The organism is Burkholderia sp. Ac-20379, from assembly GCF_017104645.1.
In the GTDB taxonomy this organism is placed as follows: domain Bacteria; phylum Pseudomonadota; class Gammaproteobacteria; order Burkholderiales; family Burkholderiaceae; genus Burkholderia.
Window position 1 is genome coordinate 1 of the sequence record NZ_JAAGPF010000020.1, and the last position, 20,478, is coordinate 20,478.

Consider the following 20,478-nt stretch of genomic DNA (forward strand, 5'->3'; position numbering starts at 1 on the left):
CGACGCCCGAATGGACGCGCGACATCGTGCGCAACGTCGCGGCCCGCGTGGAGCCGCCGCAACGCCCGGCCGCCCCGGCGATGTCGCCGGCCGTCGCCAAGCTCGCCGAGCGCGTGGTGCGCGGCACCCACACGCCGGCCGCCTCGATCGCCGACGAAGTCAATGCGCGTATCGAGCGGATCGTCAACGAGACGGTGATGAACGAGCTGTCGGCGATGCGCGGCATGATGGAAGAGCAGTTCGCGGGCCTCGTGTGGGGCGATCGCCAGCGCCGCAGCCCGCTGCACGGCGCGCTGACCAAGCGCCTGTTCTCGGCCGGCTTCTCGGCGCAACTGGTGCGCACCGTGGTCGACAACCTGCCGGCCGACGTGTCGGCGGGCAGCTTCGAAGGCGCCTGCGAATGGGCCGAGACGGTGCTGGCCGGCAACCTGCCGGTGCTCGACAGCGAGGATGCGCTGATGGAGCGCGGCGGCGTGTTCGCGCTGATGGGCCCGACCGGCGTGGGCAAGACCACCACCACCGCCAAGCTCGCCGCGCGCTGCGTGATGCGCTTCGGCGCGAGCAAGGTCGCGCTGCTGACCACCGACAGCTACCGGATCGGCGGCCACGAGCAACTGCGCATCTTCGGCCGGATCCTCGGCGTGCCGGTGCATGCGGTGAAGGACGGCGGCGATCTGCAACTGGCGCTGTCGGAACTGCGCAACAAGCACATCGTGCTGATCGACACGATCGGCATGAGCCAGCGCGACCGCACCGTGTCCGACCAGATCGCGATGCTGCAAGGCGCCGATTCGCGCGTGCAGCGCCTGCTGCTGATGTCGGCGACCAGCCACGGCGACACGCTCAACGAAGTGGTGCAGGCCTACCGCGGCGCGGGTCAGACCGATCTGGCCGGCTGCATCCTGACCAAGCTCGACGAGGCCACCAACCTCGGCAGCGTGCTCGACACGGTGATCCGCTACCAACTGCCGGTGCACTACGTGTCGACCGGCCAGAAAGTGCCGGAGAACCTGTACGTCGCCACCCGCAAGTTCCTGCTCAAGAGCGCGTTCTGCGTGCCGCGCGACGGCTCGCCGTTCGTGCCGCACGACGACGAACTGCCCGGCATGCTGTCGGCTCTGGCCGGCCGCCCGGGCGCCGGACAACACGAGGTCTACTTTGGATAAGCGCATCACCGATCAGGCCGAAGGATTGCGGCGCCTGCTGGCCGGCCGCGCCACCCGGATCGTTGCGGTCACCGGCGGCCCGTCGGGCGTCGGCTGCACCTCGGCGGTCGTCAATCTGGCCGCCGCGCTGGCCGCGCTCGGCAAGGACGTGCTGGTGGTCGACGAGCGCTCGGACGTGGGCTCCGCCACCGCGACGCTGGCCGGCGCGTGGCTGCGCACCGGCACCACGGTGCGTCACGAAGCGGGTTTCTCGCTGTGCGTGGCGGCCGATCTGGCCCGCGACGGCTACGACGACGAGCGCCTCGCCGCCTATCTCGACGGCGCGGCGGACATCGTGCTGGTGGACGCCCAGCGCGACGCGAACGGCGCGCTGTCGGCGCTTGCGCGCGCCGCGCACGACGTGCTGATCGTCACGCGGGTGGCCGGCTCGGCGATCACCGAAGCCTATGCCTGCATGAAGCGCCTGCACTACGCGCACGCGCTCGCGCAGTTCCGCGTGCTGATCAACCACGTGCAGAGCGAAGCCGACGCGCGCGCCGCCTACGAAAACCTGGCCGGCGTGGCGGGGCGCTACCTGACGGTCGCGCTGGAGGAGGGCGGCTACGTCAGCGCCGATCCGCTCGTCACGCGCGCCCGCGAACTGGTGCACACGGTGGTGGACGCGTTCCCGTCGGCCGCGGCCGCGCGCGACTACCGGCAGATCGCGTCGGATCTGCTGTACTGGCCGATGCGCTCGGCGCCGGCCGTCGGCCGCGCGTTCGCCGGCGCGCAGGCCGTCGAACGGGGTGCGGCGCAAGCCGCCTGACCCAAGGGCTATCAGGAGAGAGCCGATGTACAACGCTCAAGGAAAACTGTCCACGTCGGCGATGGCCGAGGCCGGGATGGGGCAAGCCGAGGTGCTCGCGAAATACGCGCCGCTGGTGCGCCGCCTCGGCCTGCAACTGGTCGCGAAGATGCCGGCCAGCGTCGATCTCGACGACCTGATCCAGGCCGGCATGATCGGCCTGCTCGATGCGGCCAGCCGCTACAAGGAAGATCAGGGCGCGCAGTTCGAAACCTACGCGACGCAGCGCATCCGCGGCGCGATGCTCGACGAGCTGCGCAGCAACGACTGGCTGCCGCGCAGCCTGCGCAAGACCTCGCGCGAGGTGGAGCAGGCCGTGCACCGCGTCGAGCAGCAGCTCGGCCGGCCGGCCAACGAAACCGAGATCGCCACGCATCTGGAGATGCCGCTCGGCGAATATCAATCGATGCTGCAGGATCTGCATGGCAGCCAGCTGATCTATTACGAGGATTTCGATCGCTCCGCCGACGACGAGCCGTTCCTCGACCGCTACCGCGTGGATCATTCGGATCCGCTGTCGGCGCTGCTCGACGAGCATCTGCGCGCCGCGCTGGTCGAGGCGATCGACCGCCTGCCCGAGCGCGAGAAGCTGCTGATGTCGCTGTATTACGAGCGCGGCCTGAACCTGCGCGAAATCGGCGCGGTGCTGGAGGTCAGCGAATCGCGCGTGTGCCAGTTGCACAGCCAGGCCGTCGCGCGTCTGCGTGCGCGCCTGCGCGAGCAGGCCTGGGTCGGCGCCGAACACTGAGCGCCGCGCGGCGCCCGCAGGCGCGTGCCCGCCTGCCGCTCGCCGCCGCCGCCGAATCCCGCGCGATGCGTGTGGGAATTGTTCACGACTGTTTGCTACAATCCGTGCTCGTTTCCGAGGAGCGTTGCGACGGGCGTCCTGCCCGCCAGGCTCGGAAATCTTCACCGCGCGGCCCGCACCGCCCGGCGGATCCGTCCCCGACAATCCCCCGGCCAGCGAGCCGCTCCTTGAACGGCGCTCACGTCACCAATCTTTGATCCATCAAGAAAGGAGGGCGTGATGAACGCCGTTATCAACTCGCAAGCTTCCAACGATTACCTCGTCGCCGACATGTCGCTGGCCTCGTGGGGCCGCAAGGAACTGACCATCGCCGAGACGGAAATGCCCGGCCTGATGCAGATCCGCGACGAGAACAAGGCCTCGCAGCCGCTGAAGGGCGCGCGCATCGCCGGTTCGCTGCACATGACGATCCAGACGGGCGTGCTGATCGAGACGCTGAAGGCGCTCGGCGCCGATGTGCGCTGGGCCTCGTGCAACATCTTCTCGACGCAGGATCACGCGGCCGCGGCCATCGTCGAAGCCGGCGTGCCGGTGTTCGCGTTCAAGGGCGAATCGCTCGACGAATACTGGGAGTTCTCGCACCGCATCTTCGAATGGCCGAACGGCGAATTCGCCAACATGATCCTCGACGACGGCGGCGACGCCACGTTGCTGCTGATCCTGGGCGCGAAGGCCGAGAAGGATCGTTCGGTGATCGCCAAGCCGACCAACGAGGAAGAAGTCGCGCTGTACAAGTCGATCGCCGCGCACCTCGACGCCGATCCGACCTGGTACTCGACGCGCCTCGCGCACATCAAGGGCGTGACGGAAGAAACCACCACCGGCGTGCACCGCCTGTACCAGATGGAAAAGGACGGCCGCCTGCCGTTCCCGGCGTTCAACGTCAACGATTCGGTCACCAAGTCGAAGTTCGACAACCTGTACGGCTGCCGCGAATCGCTGGTCGACGGCATCAAGCGCGCGACCGACGTGATGATCGCGGGCAAGATCGCGGTCGTGGCCGGCTACGGCGACGTGGGCAAGGGTTGCGCGCAATCGCTGCGCGGCCTCGGCGCCACGGTGTGGGTCACGGAAATCGATCCGATCTGCGCGCTGCAGGCGGCGATGGAAGGCTACCGCGTCGTGACGATGGAATACGCCGCCGACAAGGCCGACATCTTCGTGACGGCCACCGGCAACTTCCACGTGATCGGTCACGATCACATGGCGGCGATGCGCCACAACGCGATCGTCTGCAACATCGGTCACTTCGATTCGGAAATCGACATCGCGTCGACCCGCAAGTACCAGTGGGAAAACATCAAGCCGCAGGTCGACCACATCATCTTCCCGGACGGCAAGCGCGTGATCCTGCTGGCCGAAGGCCGCCTGGTCAACCTCGGCTGCGCGACGGGCCACCCGTCGTTCGTGATGTCGAACTCGTTCGCCAACCAGACGCTCGCGCAGATCGAACTGTTCGTGCGCGGCGAGCAGTACGAGAACAAGGTGTACGTGCTGCCGAAGCATCTGGACGAGAAGGTCGCGCGTCTGCACCTCGAGCGCATCGGCGCGAACCTGACGGTGCTGTCGCCGGAGCAGGCGTCGTACATCGGCGTGTCGCAGGAAGGCCCGTTCAAGCCGAACCACTACCGTTATTGATCGCCAGCCCGGCCTGCGGGCCGGGTCAGGGTGCGGCGCGGCGCTCCTCGCGGGGCTGCGCGCCGCGCATCGCGCGGGCCGCTCGACGCGGCCCGGCCGGGCCGCACGAGCGGCCCGGTTCGTGTCTGTACTAGGAGCCTCTCATGTCCGTCATCCTGACCTGGATCATCAACGCCCTGGCGCTGCTGATCATCACGTACCTGGTGCCCTCGATCCACATCAAGAGCTTCGGGACGGCGCTGATCGTCGCGGTGGTGCTCGGCCTGATCAACACGATCCTGCGCCCGGTGCTGATCCTGTTGACGCTGCCCGTCACGATCCTCACGCTCGGCATCTTCATTCTGGTGGTCAACGCGCTCTGTTTCTGGTTCGCGTCGTCGCTGCTGAAGGGCTTCGAGGTGTCGGGGTTCTGGTCGGCGTTCTTCGGATCGATCCTGTACAGCATCGTGTCGTGGCTCCTGTCCGCCCTGATCTTCGGCCAGCGCAATCTGGGCTGAGCGGATTCACCGAATCATGAAACCGATCGAACTTTCCCTCGAATTCTTTCCGCCGAAAACGGCGGAAGGCGTCGACAAGCTGCGCGCCACGCGTGCGCAACTCCTGCCGCTCAAGCCGAAGTTCGTCTCCGTGACGTTCGGCGCCGGCGGCTCGACGCAGCAAGGCACGCTCGACACCGTGCTCGACATGCAGAAGGACGGCCTCGAGGCCGCTCCGCACCTGTCGTGCATCGGTTCGTCGAAGGACAGCCTGCGCGCGATCCTCGAGCAATACCGCTCGCACGGCATCCGCCACATCGTTGCGCTGCGCGGCGATCTGCCGTCCGGCATGGGCGAAGTGGGCGAGCTGCGCTATGCGTCCGAGCTCGTCAGCTTCATCCGCGCCGAACACGGCGACTGGTTCTGGCTCGAAGTGGCCGCGTACCCGGAATACCATCCGCAAGCGCGTTCGCCGAAGCTCGACCTGCAGCACTTCGCCGCCAAGGTGAAGGCCGGCGCGAACTCGGCCATCACGCAGTATTTCTTCAACGCGGACGCGTATTTCCGTTTCGTCGAGGATGCCGCGAAGCTCGGCGTGGACGTGCCGATCGTGCCGGGCATCATGCCGATCACGAACTACACGCAGCTGATGCGCTTCTCGGAGATGTGCGGCGCGGAAGTGCCGCGCTGGATCGCGCGCCGGCTCGAGAGCTACCACGACGATCGCGAGTCGATCCGCGCGTTCGGCGCCGACGTGATCACCGCGATGTGCGAGCGGCTGATCAAGGCCGGCGTGCCGGGGCTGCATTTCTACACGCTGAACCTGGCCACGCCGACGCGGGTGATCTGCGAGCGGCTCGGGTTTTGAGCGGCACGGTGCGGGTTGTTGCCGCCGGATGAAAAAACGGACCTTTCGGGGTCCGTTTTTTTGTGGGTGGGGCCCCGCCCCGCTGGTCGCGAATCACGAATAAAAAAGCCCGAGGCGCATGGCCTCGGGCTTCTCGTCATCTGGCCGACGCAACCGGCCTGAGCCTGGCCATTACAGGTTTTCAGCCAGGAACTGCAGCGTGCGGCCATGCGCCAAGGCCGCGGCGCGCTGGTTGTACGACGCGCGCACGTTGCAGTTGAAGCCGTGGTCGGCGTCCGGGTACAGATGGAACTCGGCGTGCGGGCGGCCCGCGAACGCGGCCTGCACCTGCGACACCTGCTCCGGCGAAATGCCGTGGTCGAGGCCGGCGTAGTGGAACTGGATCGGCTGCGTCACGTGGTTGGCCACGTCGAGGTGATTCTGGATGCCGCCGCCGTAATACGACACGGCCACGTCGAACGCGCCCGACGCCGCCGCCAGATACGCGAGCCGGCCGCCGAAGCAGTAGCCGATGCCGGCGATCTTGCCGTCGACTTCGGGGCGCGCGCGCAGCGCGGCCGCGGCGGCGGCGATATCGGCCGCGGCCTGATGAACGTCCGTCTTCTGCAGCAGCTCGATGCCCTTGTCGCGATCGGCGCCTTCGTAGCCGAGCTCGACGCGCGGCTGGGTGCGCCAGAACACGTCCGGCGCGAGCGCCACGTAGCCTGCCGCGGCATATTGATCGGCAACCGAACGGATATGGCTGTTGACGCCGAAGATCTCCTGAATGATCACGACGGCCGGGCCCTTGCCGCCCTTCGGCAGTGCGAGGTAGCCGCCGAACGTTTCGTTACCGGTGGGGATGTCGATCCATTGCGAGGTCATGCTGGTCTCCAGACAAGGGGCGCGCGAGGCGGCGCGCCCGCGATGAAAAAGGGCGGCGTCAGTGTGCCATCGTTCGCGCTTCGCTGCAGCGCGTCAGCGGACGGTAAACAAGTGTGTCCTGCGCGCGCATTCGGCGTGCCCGCGCGACATCGATGCGAAGCACGCGCGTGGTATGCGAAGCGGCGCGCCGGGTTGCGCGACATTGAATTGTTTTCGCCGGAAGTCATTGATCCTCAACATTATCCGCAGCGTGAAACAGGTGAATAAACCAACCCTTCATGGTCCCGGATGAATTAGCGGAAACCCTTACCCATCAAGGCTTTTCGCGCTGCCATACAGGCTGTCGCCGGCATACGACATCGGTAGTGTTCCCACTACTTCAAAAAGATCCCACAAATTAATTTGATCACCTACACTTGCGCGCAAGTACTGCGGTGCGGCCGTTAAAAGCGTCCAACTCGCGTGCTTGCAGCCACGTGCATGACAGATGCGGCCGGCGAAACTCCAATGGTGGATACACCGGGGATGGAGCGGGGAACCGGCGATGGCATTTTTTGGATCGAAACTGGAGACTTCCATGACTATCAAGATGCAAAAGCTGTTGCCGATCAGCGCGGCGGCGATGGTGTTTGCGGCGTTCGCGACGAACGCATCGGCTGACCAGGTCGTCAAGATCGGCCACGTCGCACCGTTGACGGGCGGCATCGCCCACCTCGGCAAGGACAACGAGAACGGCGCCCGCCTCGCGGTTGAAGAAATCAACGCGAAGGGCCTCACGATCGGCGGCCAGAAGATCACCCTCCAGCTCGATGCACAGGATGACGCGGCCGACCCGCGTACCGCCACGCAGGTTGCGCAGAAGCTCGTCGACGACAAGGTCGTCGCGGTCGTCGGCCACTTGAACTCGGGCACCACGATCCCCGCATCGAAGATCTACAGCGATGCAGGCATCGTTCAGATCTCGCCGTCGGCAACCAACCCGGCCTACACGCAGCAAGGCTTCAAGACGGCGTACCGCGTCGTCGCGACCGATGCGCAACAAGGTCCGGCACTGGCGAACTACGCACAGTCGAAGGGCTACAAGTCGGTGGCCGTGGTCGACGACTCGACCGCTTACGGTCAAGGTCTGGCGAACGAGTTCGAGAAGAAGGCCAAGGCCCTCGGCCTGAAGGTGCTCTCGCACGACGCCACCAACGACAAGGCTGTCGACTTCCGCGCAATTCTGACCAAGATCAAGGGTGAGAATCCGGACGCGATCATGTACGGCGGCATGGACGCCACCGGCGGCCCGTTCGCCAAGCAAGCCAAGCAGCTCGGCCTGCGCGCGAAGATCCTGGCCGGCGACGGCGTGTGTACGGAACAGCTGTCGGATCTGGCTGGCGATGCATCGGCGAACGTGGTCTGCTCGCAAGCCGGCGCGGCGCTCGAAAAGATGCCGGGCGGCGCGGAATTCCAAGCCAAGTACCAGAAGCGTTTCGGCCAGCCGATCCAGATCTACTCGCCGTTCACGTATGACGCCGTGTACATCATCGTCGACGCGATGAAGCGTGCGAACTCGGTGGACGCAGCGAAGATCCTCGCGCAAATGCCGACGACGGACTACAAGGGCGTGATCGGTGAAACCGTGTTCGACTCGAAGGGCGACCTGAAGCACGGCGTGATCTCGCTGTACGACTACAAGAGCGGCAAGAAGACGTTCCTCGACCAGGTCAAGATGTAAGCTGCGGTCACAGAGGGGGTAAAGGGCGCCCGTCGCAAGACGGGCGCCTTTTCTTTTTGGGGCGGGCGTGTCAGACGTTCAGCTTGCGCATCACCTTCGGCGCGGTCGCGGCGACGATCGCCGCGCAGAGCGCCACGATCCACAGGCCGACGGTGAGGCCGGCCGCCTGCGCGACGCCGCCGATCACCACCGGCCCGAACATCAGCCCGAAATAGGCGAGGCCCGCGACGTGCGCCAGGCCCTCGGCCGGCGAGATGCCGGCCACGCGCGCGGCGGCGGCGAACAGCAGCGGCATCATGTTGGCGAGGCCGAGGCCCATCATCATGAAGCCGATCAGGGCGGGCGCCGGTTGCGGCAGCAGCAGCGCGCCGACCATCCCCGCGCAGGCGAAGCTCGCGCTCGCGAACACCAGTTGCGGCGCGCCGAAGCGCGAACGCACCACGTCGCCCGCGAACCGGCCGACGGCCATGCCGCCCGAGAACGCCGCGTAGGCCGCGCTCGCGAACGCCGGCGTGGCGGCCACCACGTCGCGCATGTAGACGGTGGCCCAGTCGTACATCGCGCCCTCGGCGATCAGCGACACCAGCGCGATCGCGCCGAGCATCCAGAGCGCCGTCGAGCGCCAGCGGTTCGCCGATTTGCCGTGCGCCGCTTCGTCGTGCGGCACATGCGGCAGCACGGCCGGGCACGCGACGATCAGCACCACCGCGCACATGGCCGAGGCCAGCGCCAGATGCACGGCCGGCGTCATGCCGGCCGACAGCGCCGCGCCGCCGAGCGCGGCGCCCGCCATCCCGCCGATGCTGAACATGCCGTGCAGCATCGAGATGATCGGCCGGCCGAACGCGATTTCGACGGCGCTCGCCTCGGCGTTCATCGCAACGTCGAGCGTCGCCATCGAAAAGCCGAACAGCATCAGCACGAGCACCAGCAGCGGGTAGGTCGGCGCGAGCAGGATCAGCGCGCCGAACACGCACATGCCGAGCCCGCCGGCCAGGCAGGCGCTGCGCGTGCCGACGCGCGCGATCCATTTCGCGTTGGTCGTCATCGCGACGATCGAGCCGATCGCCACCGCGAGCAGCGCCAGCGACAGCATCGCCGGGCTCAGCGCGAAGCGGTCGCGCACGGTCGGCACGTGCACCCCCCACGACGCGTACATCATGCCGGCGACGAAAAACAGCGCCATGGTGGCCGCGCGCGCGCGGCGGCGGGCGGAATCGGTGAGATCGCGATGGGCGGCGGGCAGCGGCGGAAGCCGGGAGGAATGGTCGGACACGGTGAGCTCGGCAGCGCGCGGCGCGGCGCTGGACGGCCGGCTCGCACGGATCGGGTTGTTTTTGAATGGCGCGGATGCGCCCGGCGCGGGCGATGGGCGACAATGCGCGCAAGCGTCCGATTCTAGCGGAGCGTCGTGGCGGCTGCGCGACCCCGCGCGGCGCGCTTGCCCCAGGGAGCCGCATGAATATTTCCGCCGACTTGCCGATTCATCTGCTGCATCGCCGGCAGAGCGCCACACTCGCGACCCAGGCGCGCGAGCCGGCCGGCTTTCCGTATCCCACCGCCGTGCCGTATGCGACCGACGCGCGCCACCGCCCGGTGGTGCTGATCAGCGCGCTGGCCGAGCACACGCGCAACCTTGCCGAGGATCCGCGCGCGGGCCTGCTGGTGGCCGATGGTTCCGACGACGGCGCCGGCGCCGGCGTGCTCGAGGCCGAGCGCATGACGCTGGTGGGGCGCTGCGCGCGCGTCGATGCCGATCCGCATCTGGCTGCGCGCTATGTGCGTTACCACCCCGATGCGGCGCGTTATCTCGAACTCGGCGATTTTGCGTTTTGGGCGCTCGATTGCGAGCGGCTGCGTTTCATTGGCGGCTTTGGCCGGATGGGCTGGCTCGATGGCCGGCAACTCGACGCCTTGCCGCCGCTGTCGTTCGACGAGGAGCAGGCCGCCTGGGCGCTATATCCGAATAAATCCAGCGAATGCGAATTGGCCGGCGTGGATCGTTATGGCGCCGACTGGCGAATCGCGGGCCGTTTGCGGCGCACGCCGTTTGCCGAGGCGGCCGCCGATTTCGATCAACTCGGCGCTTCTTTGCATGCCGTGGCGAGCGGATTGGTGTTGTCCTGAAAGAGAATTGCGACATTTCCGAAAAATACGGACGTATCTTTTTGCTCGCCGCCGGGGCCGTCCAAGTAAGTATCCAGCAAGCTTTCGCACTTTTTCGGTGCACTCGATCGCATGCAGTTTTCATCGCAACCTCCCGCTCGATGACAACTTTTAAATCGAAAAGCCGTGCCCGTTGCGTGCTTTGAAAGTATGAATATATGAACCATTCCTGCCTAATCGATTGTGTCAATCATTTAAGCGGTAATTGAATTGTTGAACACGCTGCCGGCGCGTTGGCGATTAATCACAATCTTGCACACATATTTGCGCGAACGGTGATTCCCACGTTTGCTTTTTGTGCTAACCTCTGGCTCCATAATCCGAGGCATCAATACATGAAAATGGGTTAGCTGGCACAGACCGGCTCCGTTTAGTCAGAGAAAAGGAAATATATGTCTTCTTACAAGGACCTTCTCGCGCAGCGAGAAAAGCTGGAGAAGCAAATCGAGGAAGCCAAGGCGAGCGAATATGCCGAGGTCCTCAACGATGTGAAGCAGAAGATCTCCGATTACGGTTTCTCGCTTGCCGAGCTTGGCCTCAGCCGGGCCAAGGCAGTCAAGGCTGGCCGGGTTCGCGCCGGTGTTGCGGCAAAATACCGCGATCCCGAATCGGGTTCGACCTGGTCGGGCCGTGGCAAGCCGCCGCGTTGGATCGCCGGTAAGGATCGCGAGCAATTCGCAATCTGAATCTCGAGGCAGCACTTTAAGGCGGCTTAAGTCTGCCTTAAGAAAAGCAAGGGCCATTCACTCCGTCAAAGGAGTGCGTGGCCTTTTTGTTGACCTATTGAGAAAAATAGGGAAGCATCATGTCTAGTCAATTGGCGGCATGATCGCCGGGCTAATGGTACGTTGCGGCGCGACGCGCATTCGCGTCGATCCATAAGCGCCTGATTTGCCGGGTTTTTCCTAAGTGCGTCAACAGACGGACAGCGTCTGCTTGATGGAATCTAAGAATTACTGATTGCATTGGTAATCATGGCCATATTTACCGCTGATGCGCCCGATGACGAAAAGCATGCAGTGGCGCGCAAGAGCACCGGCGTCAGCATTGCGCTCAATGTGGTGCTGGCCGCATTGCAGATCGCAGTCGGGGTAATCGGGCATTCGCAGGCCTTGATTGCCGACGGCGTGCATTCCCTGTCCGACCTGATCTCGGATTTCATCGTGCTGTTCGCCAATCGGCATAGTGGCGCAAAGCCGGATGCCGATCACAATTACGGCCACAGCCGATACGAAACCGTCGCGTCGTTATTACTGGGCGGGATCCTGATTGCCGTGGGTATCGGCATGCTGTTGCGCGCCGGCGAGCGGCTCGTGAATCTCGATGCGATTCCGCCCGTGCATGCGGTGGCGCTTGCCGTGGCCGCATTGGTGGTGGTGTCGAAGGAGGCGCTGTTCCGCTACATGCTGCGCGAGGCGCGGCGCGTGCGTTCGGCGTTGCTGGTCGCGAATGCGTGGCATGCGCGCTCCGATGCGGCGTCGTCGCTGGTGGTGGCGATCGGCATCGTGGGCAGCCTGGCCGGCGTCAAGCTGCTCGACCCGATCGCGGCGGCCATCGTCGGCTTCATGGTGGCGCGCATGGGCTGGACGTTCGGCTGGGACGCGCTGCAGGATCTGTCGGATCGCGCGCTCGACGCCCAGGCCGCCGACGAGATTCGCGCGCTGCTGGCAGCCACGCCCGGCGTGCGCGGCGTGCACGAATTGCGCACGCGCAAGATGGGCGACGCGGCGCTGGTGGATGCGCACATCCTTGTCGATCCGATGATCTCGGTATCGGAAGGGCACTGGATCGCGGAGACGGCGCGCGCCCGCGTGCTCGACGATCCGCGCGTGCTCGATGCGCTGATTCACGTCGATCCGGAAAACGACGCGGTCTGGCGGCGGCCGGCGCTGGCGCTGCCGGCGCGCGGCGACGTGGCGGCACGCATCCATGCCGCGCTGAGCGAACTCGGCGTGCGCGCCGCATCGATGCAATTGCATTACCTCAGCACGGGTTTGGAGATCGATCTGACGCTCGCGGGCGACCCGGCGCCGATCGACGCGGCCGCGTTGCGCGAGCGGCTCGGCGCGCGGCGTCTGGGCATCGCGCGGGCGCTGCCCGGCGACGAGCGCGGCGCTTGAGCCGGCTATCGCGGCGCGCTTGCCGTTACAGCGGCAATTGCGTATCGAACTTGATTTCGCGCAGCACGACGCTCGTGCGCACCTGCGAAACGGCCGGGATCTTGAAGATCCGTTCGTGCAGGAAGACGTCGTAGGCCTTGATGTCGGGCGCGACGATCTTGAGGATGTAATCGGCTTCGCCGGTGGTGCTGTAGCACTCGGTCACTTCGGGGCAGGTGGCGATCTCGCGTTCGAACTGCTCGACGCCGCCCTCGTTGTGGCGCGTCAGGTGCACGTGCGCGAGCGCACACACATGCAGGCCGAGCTTTTCGCGATCGAGCAGCGCCGTGTAGCGCTGGATCACCCCCGATTGCTCCATGTCCTTGATGCGGCGCCAGCACGGCGTGCTCGACAGGCCCACTTGATCCGAGATTTCCTGCACCGAACGCCGCGCGTCGAGTTGCAGCAGGCGAAGGATTTTCTGCGAAAACGAATCGAGTATCACCTGCGTCTCCCGGAGGGCGGCTGGAACGCCTCATGGTAGTGGGGCAAGAAAACTCGTGCAATGGATGTCGCGGATGCGAGGGAGTTTTGCTTCGCGATGCGGCGGAGCGGGTGATTTCTGCCGCTCCGCCGCATCGGCCCGCGCTGGGCGCGCGGCCTATTTGCTAGTTACCGGCGCCGGGGCTTGCCGGGGCATCCGCGCCGGCGGCGGCCTGGTCGAACGCGGCTTGCCGCTTGCGCAGGTCGGCCAGCATGTTGCAGAACAGCGCGCCCTGTTCGATCGCGTCGTCGAGCGCCACGTGCGTGTGCGGATGATCGTCGAACCAGTGCTTCGGGAAGCGCGGCTTGATCGCCTTGCGATAGGGCAGGCCGGTCAGCGCGAACGCCAGCGTCTTGATGTCGAGCGCCGACCACGAGAACGGGCAGCGCCCCGCGAACCGCATCATGTACCAGAACATGTGCGTGAAATCGAAGCCGGCCGGCATCGCCACGAACACCGGCTTGCCGGGCAGCGCTTCGACCCATTCGACATAGGCGACCAGCGCCGCCTCGGGCGCCTGCAGATCCTTCCGGCAGGCGGCCCAGGCTTCGGGCTGGGTTTTCCACCAGGCTTCCTGCACCGGATGCGGGCTCGCGCCCGGCAGCGTTTCGAGATTCGCCGAGAACGTGGCGATCAACTGCTTGTCTTCGGTGAAGGCGGCCGAGGCGAAGCTCAGCATCGAGTGCGGGCCGGGGATCGGGCCGTCGGCCTCCACGTCGGTGCTCACATAGATTTCACCGCTCATCCGAACCTCCGGTCCGACACGAACGGATTGGTTTCGCGCTCCTGGCCGAACGTCGACACCGGGCCGTGGCCGGGCACGAACGTGACGTCGTCGCCGAGCGGCCAGAGCTTTTCGCGGATCGAGCGCACCAGATCCTCGTGATTGCCGCGCGGGAAATCGGTGCGGCCGATCGAGCCGGCGAACAGCACGTCGCCGACGATCGCGAGCCGGTGTTCGCGGCTGAAGAACACGACGTGACCGGGCGTGTGGCCCGGGCAGTGATAGACCTCGAGCGTTTCGTCGCCAACCGTCAGCGTGTCGCCGTCGACCAGCCAGCGGTTCGGCTCGAACACCTGCGCGTCGCCGCTGAAGCCGAAGCGTTGCCCTTGCGCGGGCAACTGCTCGATCCAGAAGCGCTCGTCTTCCTGCGGCCCTTCGATCGGCACGCCGTAATGCTCGGCGAGCGCCTTCGCACCGGCGCAGTGATCGATGTGGCCGTGCGTGACGAGCACTTTCTCGACCTGGGCGTTCTGCCGCTCGACCTCGCCGCGGATCACGTCGAGATCGCCGCCCGGATCGACGACGGCGGCGCGGCCCGTTTTTTCGCAGACGATCAGCGAGCAGTTCTGCTGGAACGGCGTGACCGGTATCAACGTGACTTTCATGGGGTTGGTGCGTAGGCGGGAAAGGCTCGATTGTACTGGCTCGTCCGCCCGCGCGTGCCCGGTGCCGGCCGTGCGGCCGAAGCCGAACGGCTGCGGCTCGCCGCCGCAGCGGCCGTGCCCGGGATTGCGTCATAGTGAGAATCAATCAAGGGGCCAGGCCGATTTTCGGGCGGCTCATTTCGTTTATGTATAATGCGACCCATTGTGCGCGGGTCATCCGCGTGTTCAAGCAGGCGTTCAGGCACCGCAAAACGGGCCGATACGCCGTCAAGCACTAGCCGCCGGTTCTCTCGGCGGCGCATCTCGGTACCGATCAATCGGTGCTCACGTCTTGTCCGGCCGGGCGTTACGCGCGCCCGCCGCGGCCATGCTGCCGCATGCCGGATGAGGCCTATGCCGCCGTTCCTGCCCGTTGGCCTCACGCGACGCGCGCGAACTGTCTGTCATGTTCGATGGCGGCATTTGGGGTCTGGCCAGGCTGCCGGGGATAGGCTGAGCCAGACGTGAAAGCTAATCAGGACGGTCGCGGCAAGTACGACAGCCGCACCAGTGCAAGCCGCTTGCTCGCAACGGGCAGGGGCGTGCGCGCATATCCGTCCGGGCCGCATTTTCAGCAGTTGCGCGGCCCGCACCCATAGGCGACACGTCGATGAAATTTCGATTGCCGAGGCAACTCGGTTCAGTAGCAATGGTGGTGGCGCTCACAGGTTGCGCCATGCCGCCGAACGCCGATCAGGCGTCCAACAACAGCAACCCGAAGGATGCGCTGCGCACGGCTTCCGCCGGTGCAGCCGACGACGACAGCAAGCAGGCGAATTTCGATTCGGCGCTGGCCACTCTGCCGGCCACCGACACCGACGACGCGAAGCGCGCATCGCTGGCCGATGCGAAGCCGATCGACGCCGCCGATGTGTCCGACTTCCGCCAGACGGGCCGCGCCTCGTGGTATGGCCGCGCCTTCCACGGCAAGCGCACCGCCAACGGTGAGCGCTTCGACATGAACGAGCTGACCGCCGCGCACCGCACGCTGCCGCTGTCGTCGTACGTGAAGGTCATCAACCAGTCGAACGGCAAATCGGTGATCGTGAAGATCAACGATCGCGGGCCGTTCGCGCGGGGCCGCGTGCTCGATCTGTCGTACGCGGCAGCCAAGGTGATCGGGGTGGTGAAGGCCGGCACGGCGCGCGTGAAGATCGTGGGCTTGTCGCCGGAACAGGCGCGTATCGCGCGCGACGAAACGGTGGCGTCGAACACCAACTCGCACTGAGCCTCGGGCCGGCCAGATCCGGCGCCGTGGTGTGCTTGTGGTTCGTTTCAGAGAATGTGCAGAGTCGGCGTGACATCGGTCACGCCGCGAGATGTGATGCGCCGCGCGTTCGCGCTGCGTCCGGTTTTTCTCAGTCTTCCTTCAGTTCCAGCGCCCGCGCGTAGAGCGTGTTGCGCGATGCGCCCGTCATCGCGGCCGCCAGCTTCGCCGCGCTTTTCACCGGCACTTCCGACAGCAGCAGCTTGAGCAGCGCATCGTGCGCGTGCGGATCGTCGTCGCCCGTCTGCGCGGGCGCGCCCTGCACGACGAGCGCGAATTCGCCGCGCTGGCGATTCGCGTCGGCGGCGAGCCATGCTGGCCCTTCGGCCAGGGTGCCGACGAACACGTCCTCATGTAACTTGGTCAGCTCGCGGCCGATCAGCAGCCGGCGCTCGCCGCCGAACGCCTGCGCCAGCGCTTCGACGGTTTCGACGATGCGGTGCGGCGCTTCGTAGAACACCAGCGCGTAGGGGTGCGCCTTCAGCGGTTCGAGCGCGGCGGCGCGCTGCTTCGGCTTGGGCGGCAGAAAGCCCGCGAACGTGAACGGGCCGGCCCAGTCGCCGGCGATGCTGACGGCCGCCGCCGCCGCATTGGCGCCGGGCAGCGGCACCACCGGCAGCGCGGCGGCGCGCACCGCGTCCACCAGCTTCGCGCCCGGATCGGAAATGCCGGGCGTGCCGGCGTCCGACACGTAGGCGATGCGTTCGCCCGCGCGCAGCAACTCCACCACGCGGCCGGCGGCCTCGCGCTCGTTGTGCTCGTGCACGGCCAGCAGCGGCTTCGAGATGCCGTAGCGGGCGAGCAACTGGCCCGTGTTGCGCGTGTCCTCGGCGGCGATGCGGTCCACCAGCCCGAGCACGTGCAGCGCGCGCACGGTGATGTCGGCGGTGTTGCCGATCGGCGTCGCGACCACGTAGAGCGTACCGGCCGGGTAGTGCTGCGATTGAGCGAGATCGAGGAGGGAAGTCATGGCGGAACGGATGCGCAAACGCGCGGCGGGCGGGACAAGCCACGCATTGTGCCACGCGCGCGCGGCGCTGCCGCGCCCGGAGATGGGCGGCGGGCCGGCGGCCGATCGAGTGGCTGGCGAGGCGGACGAAGGCGCGTCGGGCCGCCCCGGTTCGACGCGCGTCGGCGCGCGATTCGAATGGCAGGCGCGGCGCTTTCTCGAACGCCGGCAACTGGCCTTCGTCGCGGCGAACCTCGTGGTGCGCGGCGGCGAGCTTGATCTCGTGATGCGCGAGCGCGACGGCACGCTGGTGTTCGTCGAAGTGCGCGCGCGCCGTCACGGCAGGCACGGTGGCGCGCTCGCCAGCATCGGCCCGCACAAGCGGCGGCGGCTCGTTGCGGCGGCGCACGTGGTGTGGGCGCGCTTCGGCGGATGCTGCGCGTGCCGCTTCGACGTGGTGGCGTTCGAGGCCGGGCGGCTGGTCTGGCTGCGCGACGCGTTTCGCGCCGACGACGTATAGCCGGCCCGCGCTTCGCGTGTCTCGCGCCCGGTTCTTGTGTCGAGATGTAAAGGACGCGGCGGTGGCGGCCCTGGAGTACGGTAAACTCGCCGCACCCACGCTACCGCGCGGCTTGCCGCCGCGCTTCTTTCCGGGTTTCACGCTACACGCGATAGGACGATGTCAGTCGAACGTATTCAGCAACATATCCGCGACAACGCGGCGCTCGCGCTCGAGGTGCTCGACGCGCTGTCGCTGCCGATCGCAGCCGCCGTCGACGCGATGTTCATGGCGCTCGCGAACGGCAACAAGATTCTCGTCTGCGGCGACGGCCCCTCGGCCGCCGCGGCGGAACGGCTCGCCAACGCGCTGGTCGGCGGCTTCGAGCGCGAACGGCCCAGCCTGCCGGGCCTCGCGCTCGCCACCGATGCCAGCCGCGCCGGCCCGTTCACGAACGGCGACGCGGCCGACCAGATCTTCGCGCAGCAGGTGCGCGCGCTCGGCCAGACGGGCGACGTGCTGGTCGTCATCGATCCGGCCGGCGATTCGCCGCGCATCCTCGCCGCCGCCGCCGAAGCGGGCGAGCGCGAAATCACCGTGATCGCGCTGGCCGGGCGCGACGGCGCATTGGCCGCCGCGCTGTCCGACACGGATATTCATATCGGCGTGCCGTCCGACCGGGCGTTGCGCATCCAGGAAATCCATCTGCTGACCATCCACTGCCTGTGCGACGGCATCGACGCGATGCTGCTGGGCGAAGACTGATTCGAAGGAGAGCTTGTCGATGACTACCCGCCGCGTTGGACAGACGCTTGTGAGAACCACCCTGATGATCGCGGTGTCGGCCAGCCTGGCCGCTTCGCTGCAGGGGTGCGTGCTGGCCGTGGTTGGCGCCGCGGCCGGTGGCGGCGCGTTGATCGCGACCGACCGCCGCACGCTGGGCACGCAGACGGAAGATCGCGAAATCCAGATCAAGGCGGCCTCGCAGTTGCGCAGCGGCCTGCCCGACGACGCGCACGTCAACGTGACGGTGTTCAACCGCCGCGTGCTGCTGACCGGCGAAGTGTCGAACAACGCGTCGAAGCAGCGTGCCGAGGACATCGTCCGCGCCATCAACAACGTCAACGCGATCGTCAACGAGCTGGCGCTGCAGCCGGCCGCCACGCTGTCCGACCGCACCAACGATTCGTATCTCGAAGGCCGCGTGAAATCGGCGCTGGTCGGCGAGAAGGGCATTTCGGCGAACAACTTCAAGGTGGTGTGCGAGCGCGGCAACGTCTATCTGATGGGCCTCGTGACCGTCGACGAAGGCAACATCGGCGCCGATGTGGCGAGCCGCGTGCCGGGCGTGCTGCAGGTCGTGAAGGTATTCCAGTACATCAAGCCGGCCGATTCGTCGGGCCTGACCTCGTCGAGCGCGCCCGCCGGCGATCCTGGCGTGACGCAGCCCGCGCCGGCCGTCGATGTCGGCCCGACCGTGGGCGCGGTGCCCGATTCGAGCGTCAGCGCCACGCCGCTGCAGTCGCAGGCGCCCGCGCCGGTGACGAGCTCGCCGAACGTGCATCCGGGCAACGCGAAGGCGGTGAAGCAATGAGCGTTCGCTGCACCGTTCGCCGCGCGGCGGCATCGGCCGTCGCCACGCTCGCGCTCGGCGCGGGCCTGTTGGCCGCGCCCGCCGCGCAGGCCGCCGACGATGGTCTGCGCGTGGCTCGCGGTAATGCCTGCATGGGCTGCCACGCGGTCGACCGCAAGCTCGTCGGCCCGTCGTTCAAGGACATCGCCGCGAAGTACAAGGGCGATCCGGCTGCGTCCGCCAAGCTCGAGAAGAAAGTGCGCGACGGCGGCTCCGGCGTGTGGGGCGTGATCCCGATGCCCGCGCATCCCGGCATGAGCGACGCCGACATCAAGGCGGTCGTCAAATGGGTGCTGGCCGGCGCGCCGTCGAACTGATCGAAACGGTTCGCGGCGGGCTTGCCATCCCCGGATCGGCTTGTGTATGATCGATCGAATGTTGGGGGGGTAGCTCAGCTGGGAGAGCGTCGCGTTCGCAATGCGAAGGTCGGGAGTTCGATCCTCCTCCTCTCCACCAACGAATCACCAGGAAAGCCGGCCTTGCGTCGGCTTTCTGCTTTTCGGCCGCCGTTTCGCCGCCCCTCACCCCTTGATGAAATCCACGAACGCCCGCAACGGCGCCGGCAGCAACCTTCGGCTCGGGTAGTACAAAAACGGCCCCGAAAACCCCTGCCACCACGGCGCGAGCACCGGCATCAACGCGCCGCTGTCCAGATGCGGCCGCAGCCATTCCTCGAACAGATGAACGATGCCGACCTCGGCGCGCGCCGCATCCACTAGGATGTCGACCGCGCCGCCGGGCCGTACCCGCAACGGCCCCGATGGCTCCACGCGCACCACCTCGCCGTCGCGCTCGAAGATCCACGGCGTCAGCGCGCCGCTCGGAAAGCGGCTGCGCAGGCAGGCATGCGCAAGCAGGTCGCGCGGATGCTGCGGCGTGCCGCGCCGGGCCAGATAACCGGGCGCGGCGGCGGTCGCGAAACGCTGGGTGCGCGGGCCGATCGGCACGGCGATCATGTCGGCCTCGAGACGCTCCTCGTAGCGGATCCCGGCGTCGCAGCCCGACGCGAGCACGTCGACGAAACTCTCCTCCACCTCCAACTCCACCTCGATCTCCGGATACGCCGCGAAGAAGCGCGGCAGGATCGACGGCAGGATCAGCCGCGCGGCGATCGGCGGCACGTTCAGGCGCAAGGTGCCGGCCGGGCGCTCGCGGTAGCCGTTGACCACGTCGAGCGCGGCGTCGATCTCGGCGAACGCGGGCGCGACGCTTTCGAGCAGCCGCGCGCCGGCCTCGGTCAGCACGACGCTGCGCGTCGAGCGGTTGAACAGCCGCACGCCGAGCTTGTCCTCGAGCCGGCGGATCGACTGGCTCAGCAGCGACGGGCTCTTGCCGTTCACGCGTGCGGCGTCGCGAAACCCGCCGGCCCGCGCGACGTCCACGAACAGGCTCAGCTCGCCGGGATCGATCTTCATTGTGCATCCGTATAAACAACCCGTTCACATTGTGCTGGATTGTCGATCTATCAACAATCGACGAGCATGCGAGGCATTCTTGAACGGGAGATCG

22 protein-coding genes, 1 tRNA gene and 1 riboswitch are annotated in these 20,478 nt (G+C 66.8%); of the genes, 16 read left to right on the forward strand and 7 right to left on the reverse strand.

Translation table 11 applies throughout. The features are described from left to right. The 6 genes from flhF to metF form a co-directional block, all read left to right on the forward strand. Positions 1-1,166 (forward strand): flagellar biosynthesis protein FlhF (gene flhF / locus G3N92_RS04615; RefSeq protein WP_206126276.1); only part of this gene is annotated, 1,166 nt, incomplete at its 5' end. Further along, complete coding sequence (locus tag G3N92_RS04620) at positions 1,159-1,971, forward strand: MinD/ParA family protein (protein WP_206126277.1); 813 nt, start codon at positions 1,159-1,161, stop codon at positions 1,969-1,971. The genes flhF and G3N92_RS04620, both read left to right, overlap by 8 nt. Before the next feature lie 61 nt (positions 1,972-2,032). Continuing rightward, positions 2,033-2,758, forward strand: a complete 726-nt coding sequence (locus G3N92_RS04625) for an RNA polymerase sigma factor FliA (protein WP_206126317.1) — start codon at positions 2,033-2,035, stop codon at positions 2,756-2,758. Between the two features lie 110 nt (positions 2,759-2,868). After that, a riboswitch (S-adenosyl-L-homocysteine riboswitch) is annotated at positions 2,869-2,936 on the forward strand. 101 nt (positions 2,937-3,037) lie between these two features. Next, on the forward strand, positions 3,038-4,456 hold the full coding sequence (gene ahcY / locus G3N92_RS04630; protein WP_206126278.1) for an adenosylhomocysteinase: 1,419 nt from the start codon (positions 3,038-3,040) through the stop codon (positions 4,454-4,456). A gap of 143 nt (positions 4,457-4,599) precedes the next feature. Beyond that, positions 4,600-4,953 (forward strand): phage holin family protein, encoded by a 354-nt coding sequence (locus tag G3N92_RS04635; RefSeq protein ID WP_206126279.1) that lies wholly within the window; start codon positions 4,600-4,602, stop codon positions 4,951-4,953. A 16-nt stretch (positions 4,954-4,969) separates the two neighbouring features. Then, positions 4,970-5,800, forward strand: a complete 831-nt coding sequence (metF, locus tag G3N92_RS04640; protein ID WP_206126280.1) for a methylenetetrahydrofolate reductase [NAD(P)H] — start codon at positions 4,970-4,972, stop codon at positions 5,798-5,800. A gap of 171 nt (positions 5,801-5,971) precedes the next feature. Here the strand turns inward: metF and G3N92_RS04645 are convergent, their stop codons facing one another. Further along, positions 5,972-6,664, reverse strand: coding sequence for a dienelactone hydrolase family protein (locus G3N92_RS04645; RefSeq protein WP_206126281.1), 693 nt, complete (start codon positions 6,662-6,664; stop codon positions 5,972-5,974). 577 nt (positions 6,665-7,241) lie between these two features. On the opposite strand from G3N92_RS04645, the gene G3N92_RS04650 reads away from it, so the two are divergent. Then, positions 7,242-8,384, forward strand: a complete 1,143-nt coding sequence (locus G3N92_RS04650; protein ID WP_206126282.1) for a branched-chain amino acid ABC transporter substrate-binding protein — start codon at positions 7,242-7,244, stop codon at positions 8,382-8,384. A gap of 70 nt (positions 8,385-8,454) precedes the next feature. On the opposite strand, the gene G3N92_RS04655 is transcribed toward G3N92_RS04650, so the two are convergent. After that, positions 8,455-9,660, reverse strand: a complete 1,206-nt coding sequence (locus tag G3N92_RS04655; protein WP_339385803.1) for an MFS transporter — start codon at positions 9,658-9,660, stop codon at positions 8,455-8,457. Between the two features lie 182 nt (positions 9,661-9,842). Between G3N92_RS04655 and G3N92_RS04660 the strand changes: the two genes are divergently transcribed. From G3N92_RS04660 to G3N92_RS04670, 3 genes are all read left to right on the forward strand, one after another. Further along, a complete protein-coding gene (locus G3N92_RS04660; protein WP_206126283.1) occupies positions 9,843-10,511 on the forward strand; it encodes a pyridoxamine 5'-phosphate oxidase family protein in 669 nt (222 codons plus the stop codon). Positions 10,512-10,942: 431 nt separating this feature from the next. Then, positions 10,943-11,236 carry an H-NS histone family protein gene (locus G3N92_RS04665; RefSeq protein WP_206126284.1) on the forward strand — a complete coding sequence of 98 codons (294 nt, stop codon included), beginning with the start codon at positions 10,943-10,945 and terminating at the stop codon, positions 11,234-11,236. A gap of 288 nt (positions 11,237-11,524) precedes the next feature. Beyond that, positions 11,525-12,670, forward strand: a complete 1,146-nt coding sequence (locus G3N92_RS04670; RefSeq protein ID WP_206126285.1) for a cation diffusion facilitator family transporter — start codon at positions 11,525-11,527, stop codon at positions 12,668-12,670. Between the two features lie 25 nt (positions 12,671-12,695). Here the strand turns inward: G3N92_RS04670 and G3N92_RS04675 are convergent, their stop codons facing one another. From G3N92_RS04675 to G3N92_RS04685, 3 genes are all read right to left on the reverse strand, one after another. After that, entirely contained in the window at positions 12,696-13,154 is a 459-nt protein-coding gene (locus G3N92_RS04675) for an Lrp/AsnC family transcriptional regulator (RefSeq protein WP_025101386.1), read from the reverse strand. Between the two features lie 163 nt (positions 13,155-13,317). Beyond that, on the reverse strand, positions 13,318-13,938 hold the full coding sequence (locus G3N92_RS04680; RefSeq protein ID WP_206126286.1) for an exonuclease: 621 nt from the start codon (positions 13,936-13,938) through the stop codon (positions 13,318-13,320). Continuing rightward, positions 13,935-14,582 carry an MBL fold metallo-hydrolase gene (locus G3N92_RS04685; protein ID WP_206126287.1) on the reverse strand — a complete coding sequence of 216 codons (648 nt, stop codon included), beginning with the start codon at positions 14,580-14,582 and terminating at the stop codon, positions 13,935-13,937. Before G3N92_RS04685 ends, G3N92_RS04680 begins: the two co-directional genes overlap by 4 nt. A 649-nt stretch (positions 14,583-15,231) precedes the next feature. Between G3N92_RS04685 and G3N92_RS04690 the strand changes: the two genes are divergently transcribed. Further along, positions 15,232-15,849, forward strand: a complete 618-nt coding sequence (locus tag G3N92_RS04690; RefSeq protein ID WP_206126288.1) for a septal ring lytic transglycosylase RlpA family protein — start codon at positions 15,232-15,234, stop codon at positions 15,847-15,849. Between the two features lie 130 nt (positions 15,850-15,979). On the opposite strand, the gene rsmI is transcribed toward G3N92_RS04690, so the two are convergent. Next, entirely contained in the window at positions 15,980-16,858 is an 879-nt protein-coding gene (gene rsmI / locus G3N92_RS04695) for a 16S rRNA (cytidine(1402)-2'-O)-methyltransferase (RefSeq protein WP_206126289.1), read from the reverse strand. On the opposite strand from rsmI, the gene G3N92_RS04700 reads away from it, so the two are divergent. The 5 genes from G3N92_RS04700 (at position 16,857) to G3N92_RS04720 (ending at position 19,425) form a co-directional block, all read left to right on the forward strand. Further along, positions 16,857-17,357, forward strand: coding sequence for a YraN family protein (locus tag G3N92_RS04700; RefSeq protein ID WP_206126290.1), 501 nt, complete (start codon positions 16,857-16,859; stop codon positions 17,355-17,357). The two genes, rsmI and G3N92_RS04700, sit on opposite strands and share 2 nt — an antisense overlap. 159 nt (positions 17,358-17,516) lie before the next feature. Next, positions 17,517-18,101 carry an SIS domain-containing protein gene (locus G3N92_RS04705; protein ID WP_206126291.1) on the forward strand — a complete coding sequence of 195 codons (585 nt, stop codon included), beginning with the start codon at positions 17,517-17,519 and terminating at the stop codon, positions 18,099-18,101. Between the two features lie 19 nt (positions 18,102-18,120). Next, positions 18,121-18,930: a BON domain-containing protein gene (locus G3N92_RS04710; protein WP_206126292.1), complete on the forward strand. Its 810-nt coding sequence runs from the start codon at positions 18,121-18,123 to the stop codon at positions 18,928-18,930. Continuing rightward, the gene (locus G3N92_RS04715; RefSeq protein WP_206126293.1) at positions 18,927-19,286 is read left to right on the forward strand and encodes a c-type cytochrome; all 360 of its coding nucleotides are present in this window, start codon (positions 18,927-18,929) and stop codon (positions 19,284-19,286) included. Before G3N92_RS04710 ends, G3N92_RS04715 begins: the two co-directional genes overlap by 4 nt. A 63-nt stretch (positions 19,287-19,349) precedes the next feature. Beyond that, a tRNA-Ala gene (locus G3N92_RS04720) sits at positions 19,350-19,425 on the forward strand. A 65-nt stretch (positions 19,426-19,490) separates the two neighbouring features. Here G3N92_RS04720 and G3N92_RS04725 read toward each other — a convergent pair. After that, positions 19,491-20,384, reverse strand: coding sequence for a LysR family transcriptional regulator (locus G3N92_RS04725; protein ID WP_206126294.1), 894 nt, complete (start codon positions 20,382-20,384; stop codon positions 19,491-19,493). Between the last annotated feature and the right edge of the window lie 94 nt (positions 20,385-20,478).

Excerpts from the sequence above, each read along its gene's own strand:
- G3N92_RS04670 (WP_206126285.1), top strand. The coding sequence starts at position 11,525 with ATGGCCATATTTACCGCTGATGCGCCCGATGACGAAAAGCATGCAGTG.
- G3N92_RS04690 (WP_206126288.1), top strand. The coding sequence starts at position 15,232 with ATGAAATTTCGATTGCCGAGGCAACTCGGTTCAGTAGCAATGGTGGTG.
- G3N92_RS04645 (WP_206126281.1), bottom strand. The coding sequence starts at position 6,664 with ATGACCTCGCAATGGATCGACATCCCCACCGGTAACGAAACGTTCGGC.
- ahcY (WP_206126278.1), top strand. The coding sequence starts at position 3,038 with ATGAACGCCGTTATCAACTCGCAAGCTTCCAACGATTACCTCGTCGCC.
- G3N92_RS04715 (WP_206126293.1), top strand. The coding sequence starts at position 18,927 with ATGAGCGTTCGCTGCACCGTTCGCCGCGCGGCGGCATCGGCCGTCGCC.
- G3N92_RS04680 (WP_206126286.1), bottom strand. The coding sequence starts at position 13,938 with ATGAGCGGTGAAATCTATGTGAGCACCGACGTGGAGGCCGACGGCCCG.
- G3N92_RS04635 (WP_206126279.1), top strand. The coding sequence starts at position 4,600 with ATGTCCGTCATCCTGACCTGGATCATCAACGCCCTGGCGCTGCTGATC.
- rsmI (WP_206126289.1), bottom strand. The coding sequence starts at position 16,858 with ATGACTTCCCTCCTCGATCTCGCTCAATCGCAGCACTACCCGGCCGGT.
- metF (WP_206126280.1), top strand. The coding sequence starts at position 4,970 with ATGAAACCGATCGAACTTTCCCTCGAATTCTTTCCGCCGAAAACGGCG.
- G3N92_RS04700 (WP_206126290.1), top strand. The coding sequence starts at position 16,857 with ATGGCGGAACGGATGCGCAAACGCGCGGCGGGCGGGACAAGCCACGCA.
- G3N92_RS04710 (WP_206126292.1), top strand. The coding sequence starts at position 18,121 with ATGACTACCCGCCGCGTTGGACAGACGCTTGTGAGAACCACCCTGATG.
- G3N92_RS04660 (WP_206126283.1), top strand. The coding sequence starts at position 9,843 with ATGAATATTTCCGCCGACTTGCCGATTCATCTGCTGCATCGCCGGCAG.
- G3N92_RS04625 (WP_206126317.1), top strand. The coding sequence starts at position 2,033 with ATGGCCGAGGCCGGGATGGGGCAAGCCGAGGTGCTCGCGAAATACGCG.
- G3N92_RS04725 (WP_206126294.1), bottom strand. The coding sequence starts at position 20,384 with ATGAAGATCGATCCCGGCGAGCTGAGCCTGTTCGTGGACGTCGCGCGG.
- G3N92_RS04650 (WP_206126282.1), top strand. The coding sequence starts at position 7,242 with ATGACTATCAAGATGCAAAAGCTGTTGCCGATCAGCGCGGCGGCGATG.
- G3N92_RS04705 (WP_206126291.1), top strand. The coding sequence starts at position 17,517 with ATGTCAGTCGAACGTATTCAGCAACATATCCGCGACAACGCGGCGCTC.
- G3N92_RS04685 (WP_206126287.1), bottom strand. The coding sequence starts at position 14,582 with ATGAAAGTCACGTTGATACCGGTCACGCCGTTCCAGCAGAACTGCTCG.
- G3N92_RS04665 (WP_206126284.1), top strand. The coding sequence starts at position 10,943 with ATGTCTTCTTACAAGGACCTTCTCGCGCAGCGAGAAAAGCTGGAGAAG.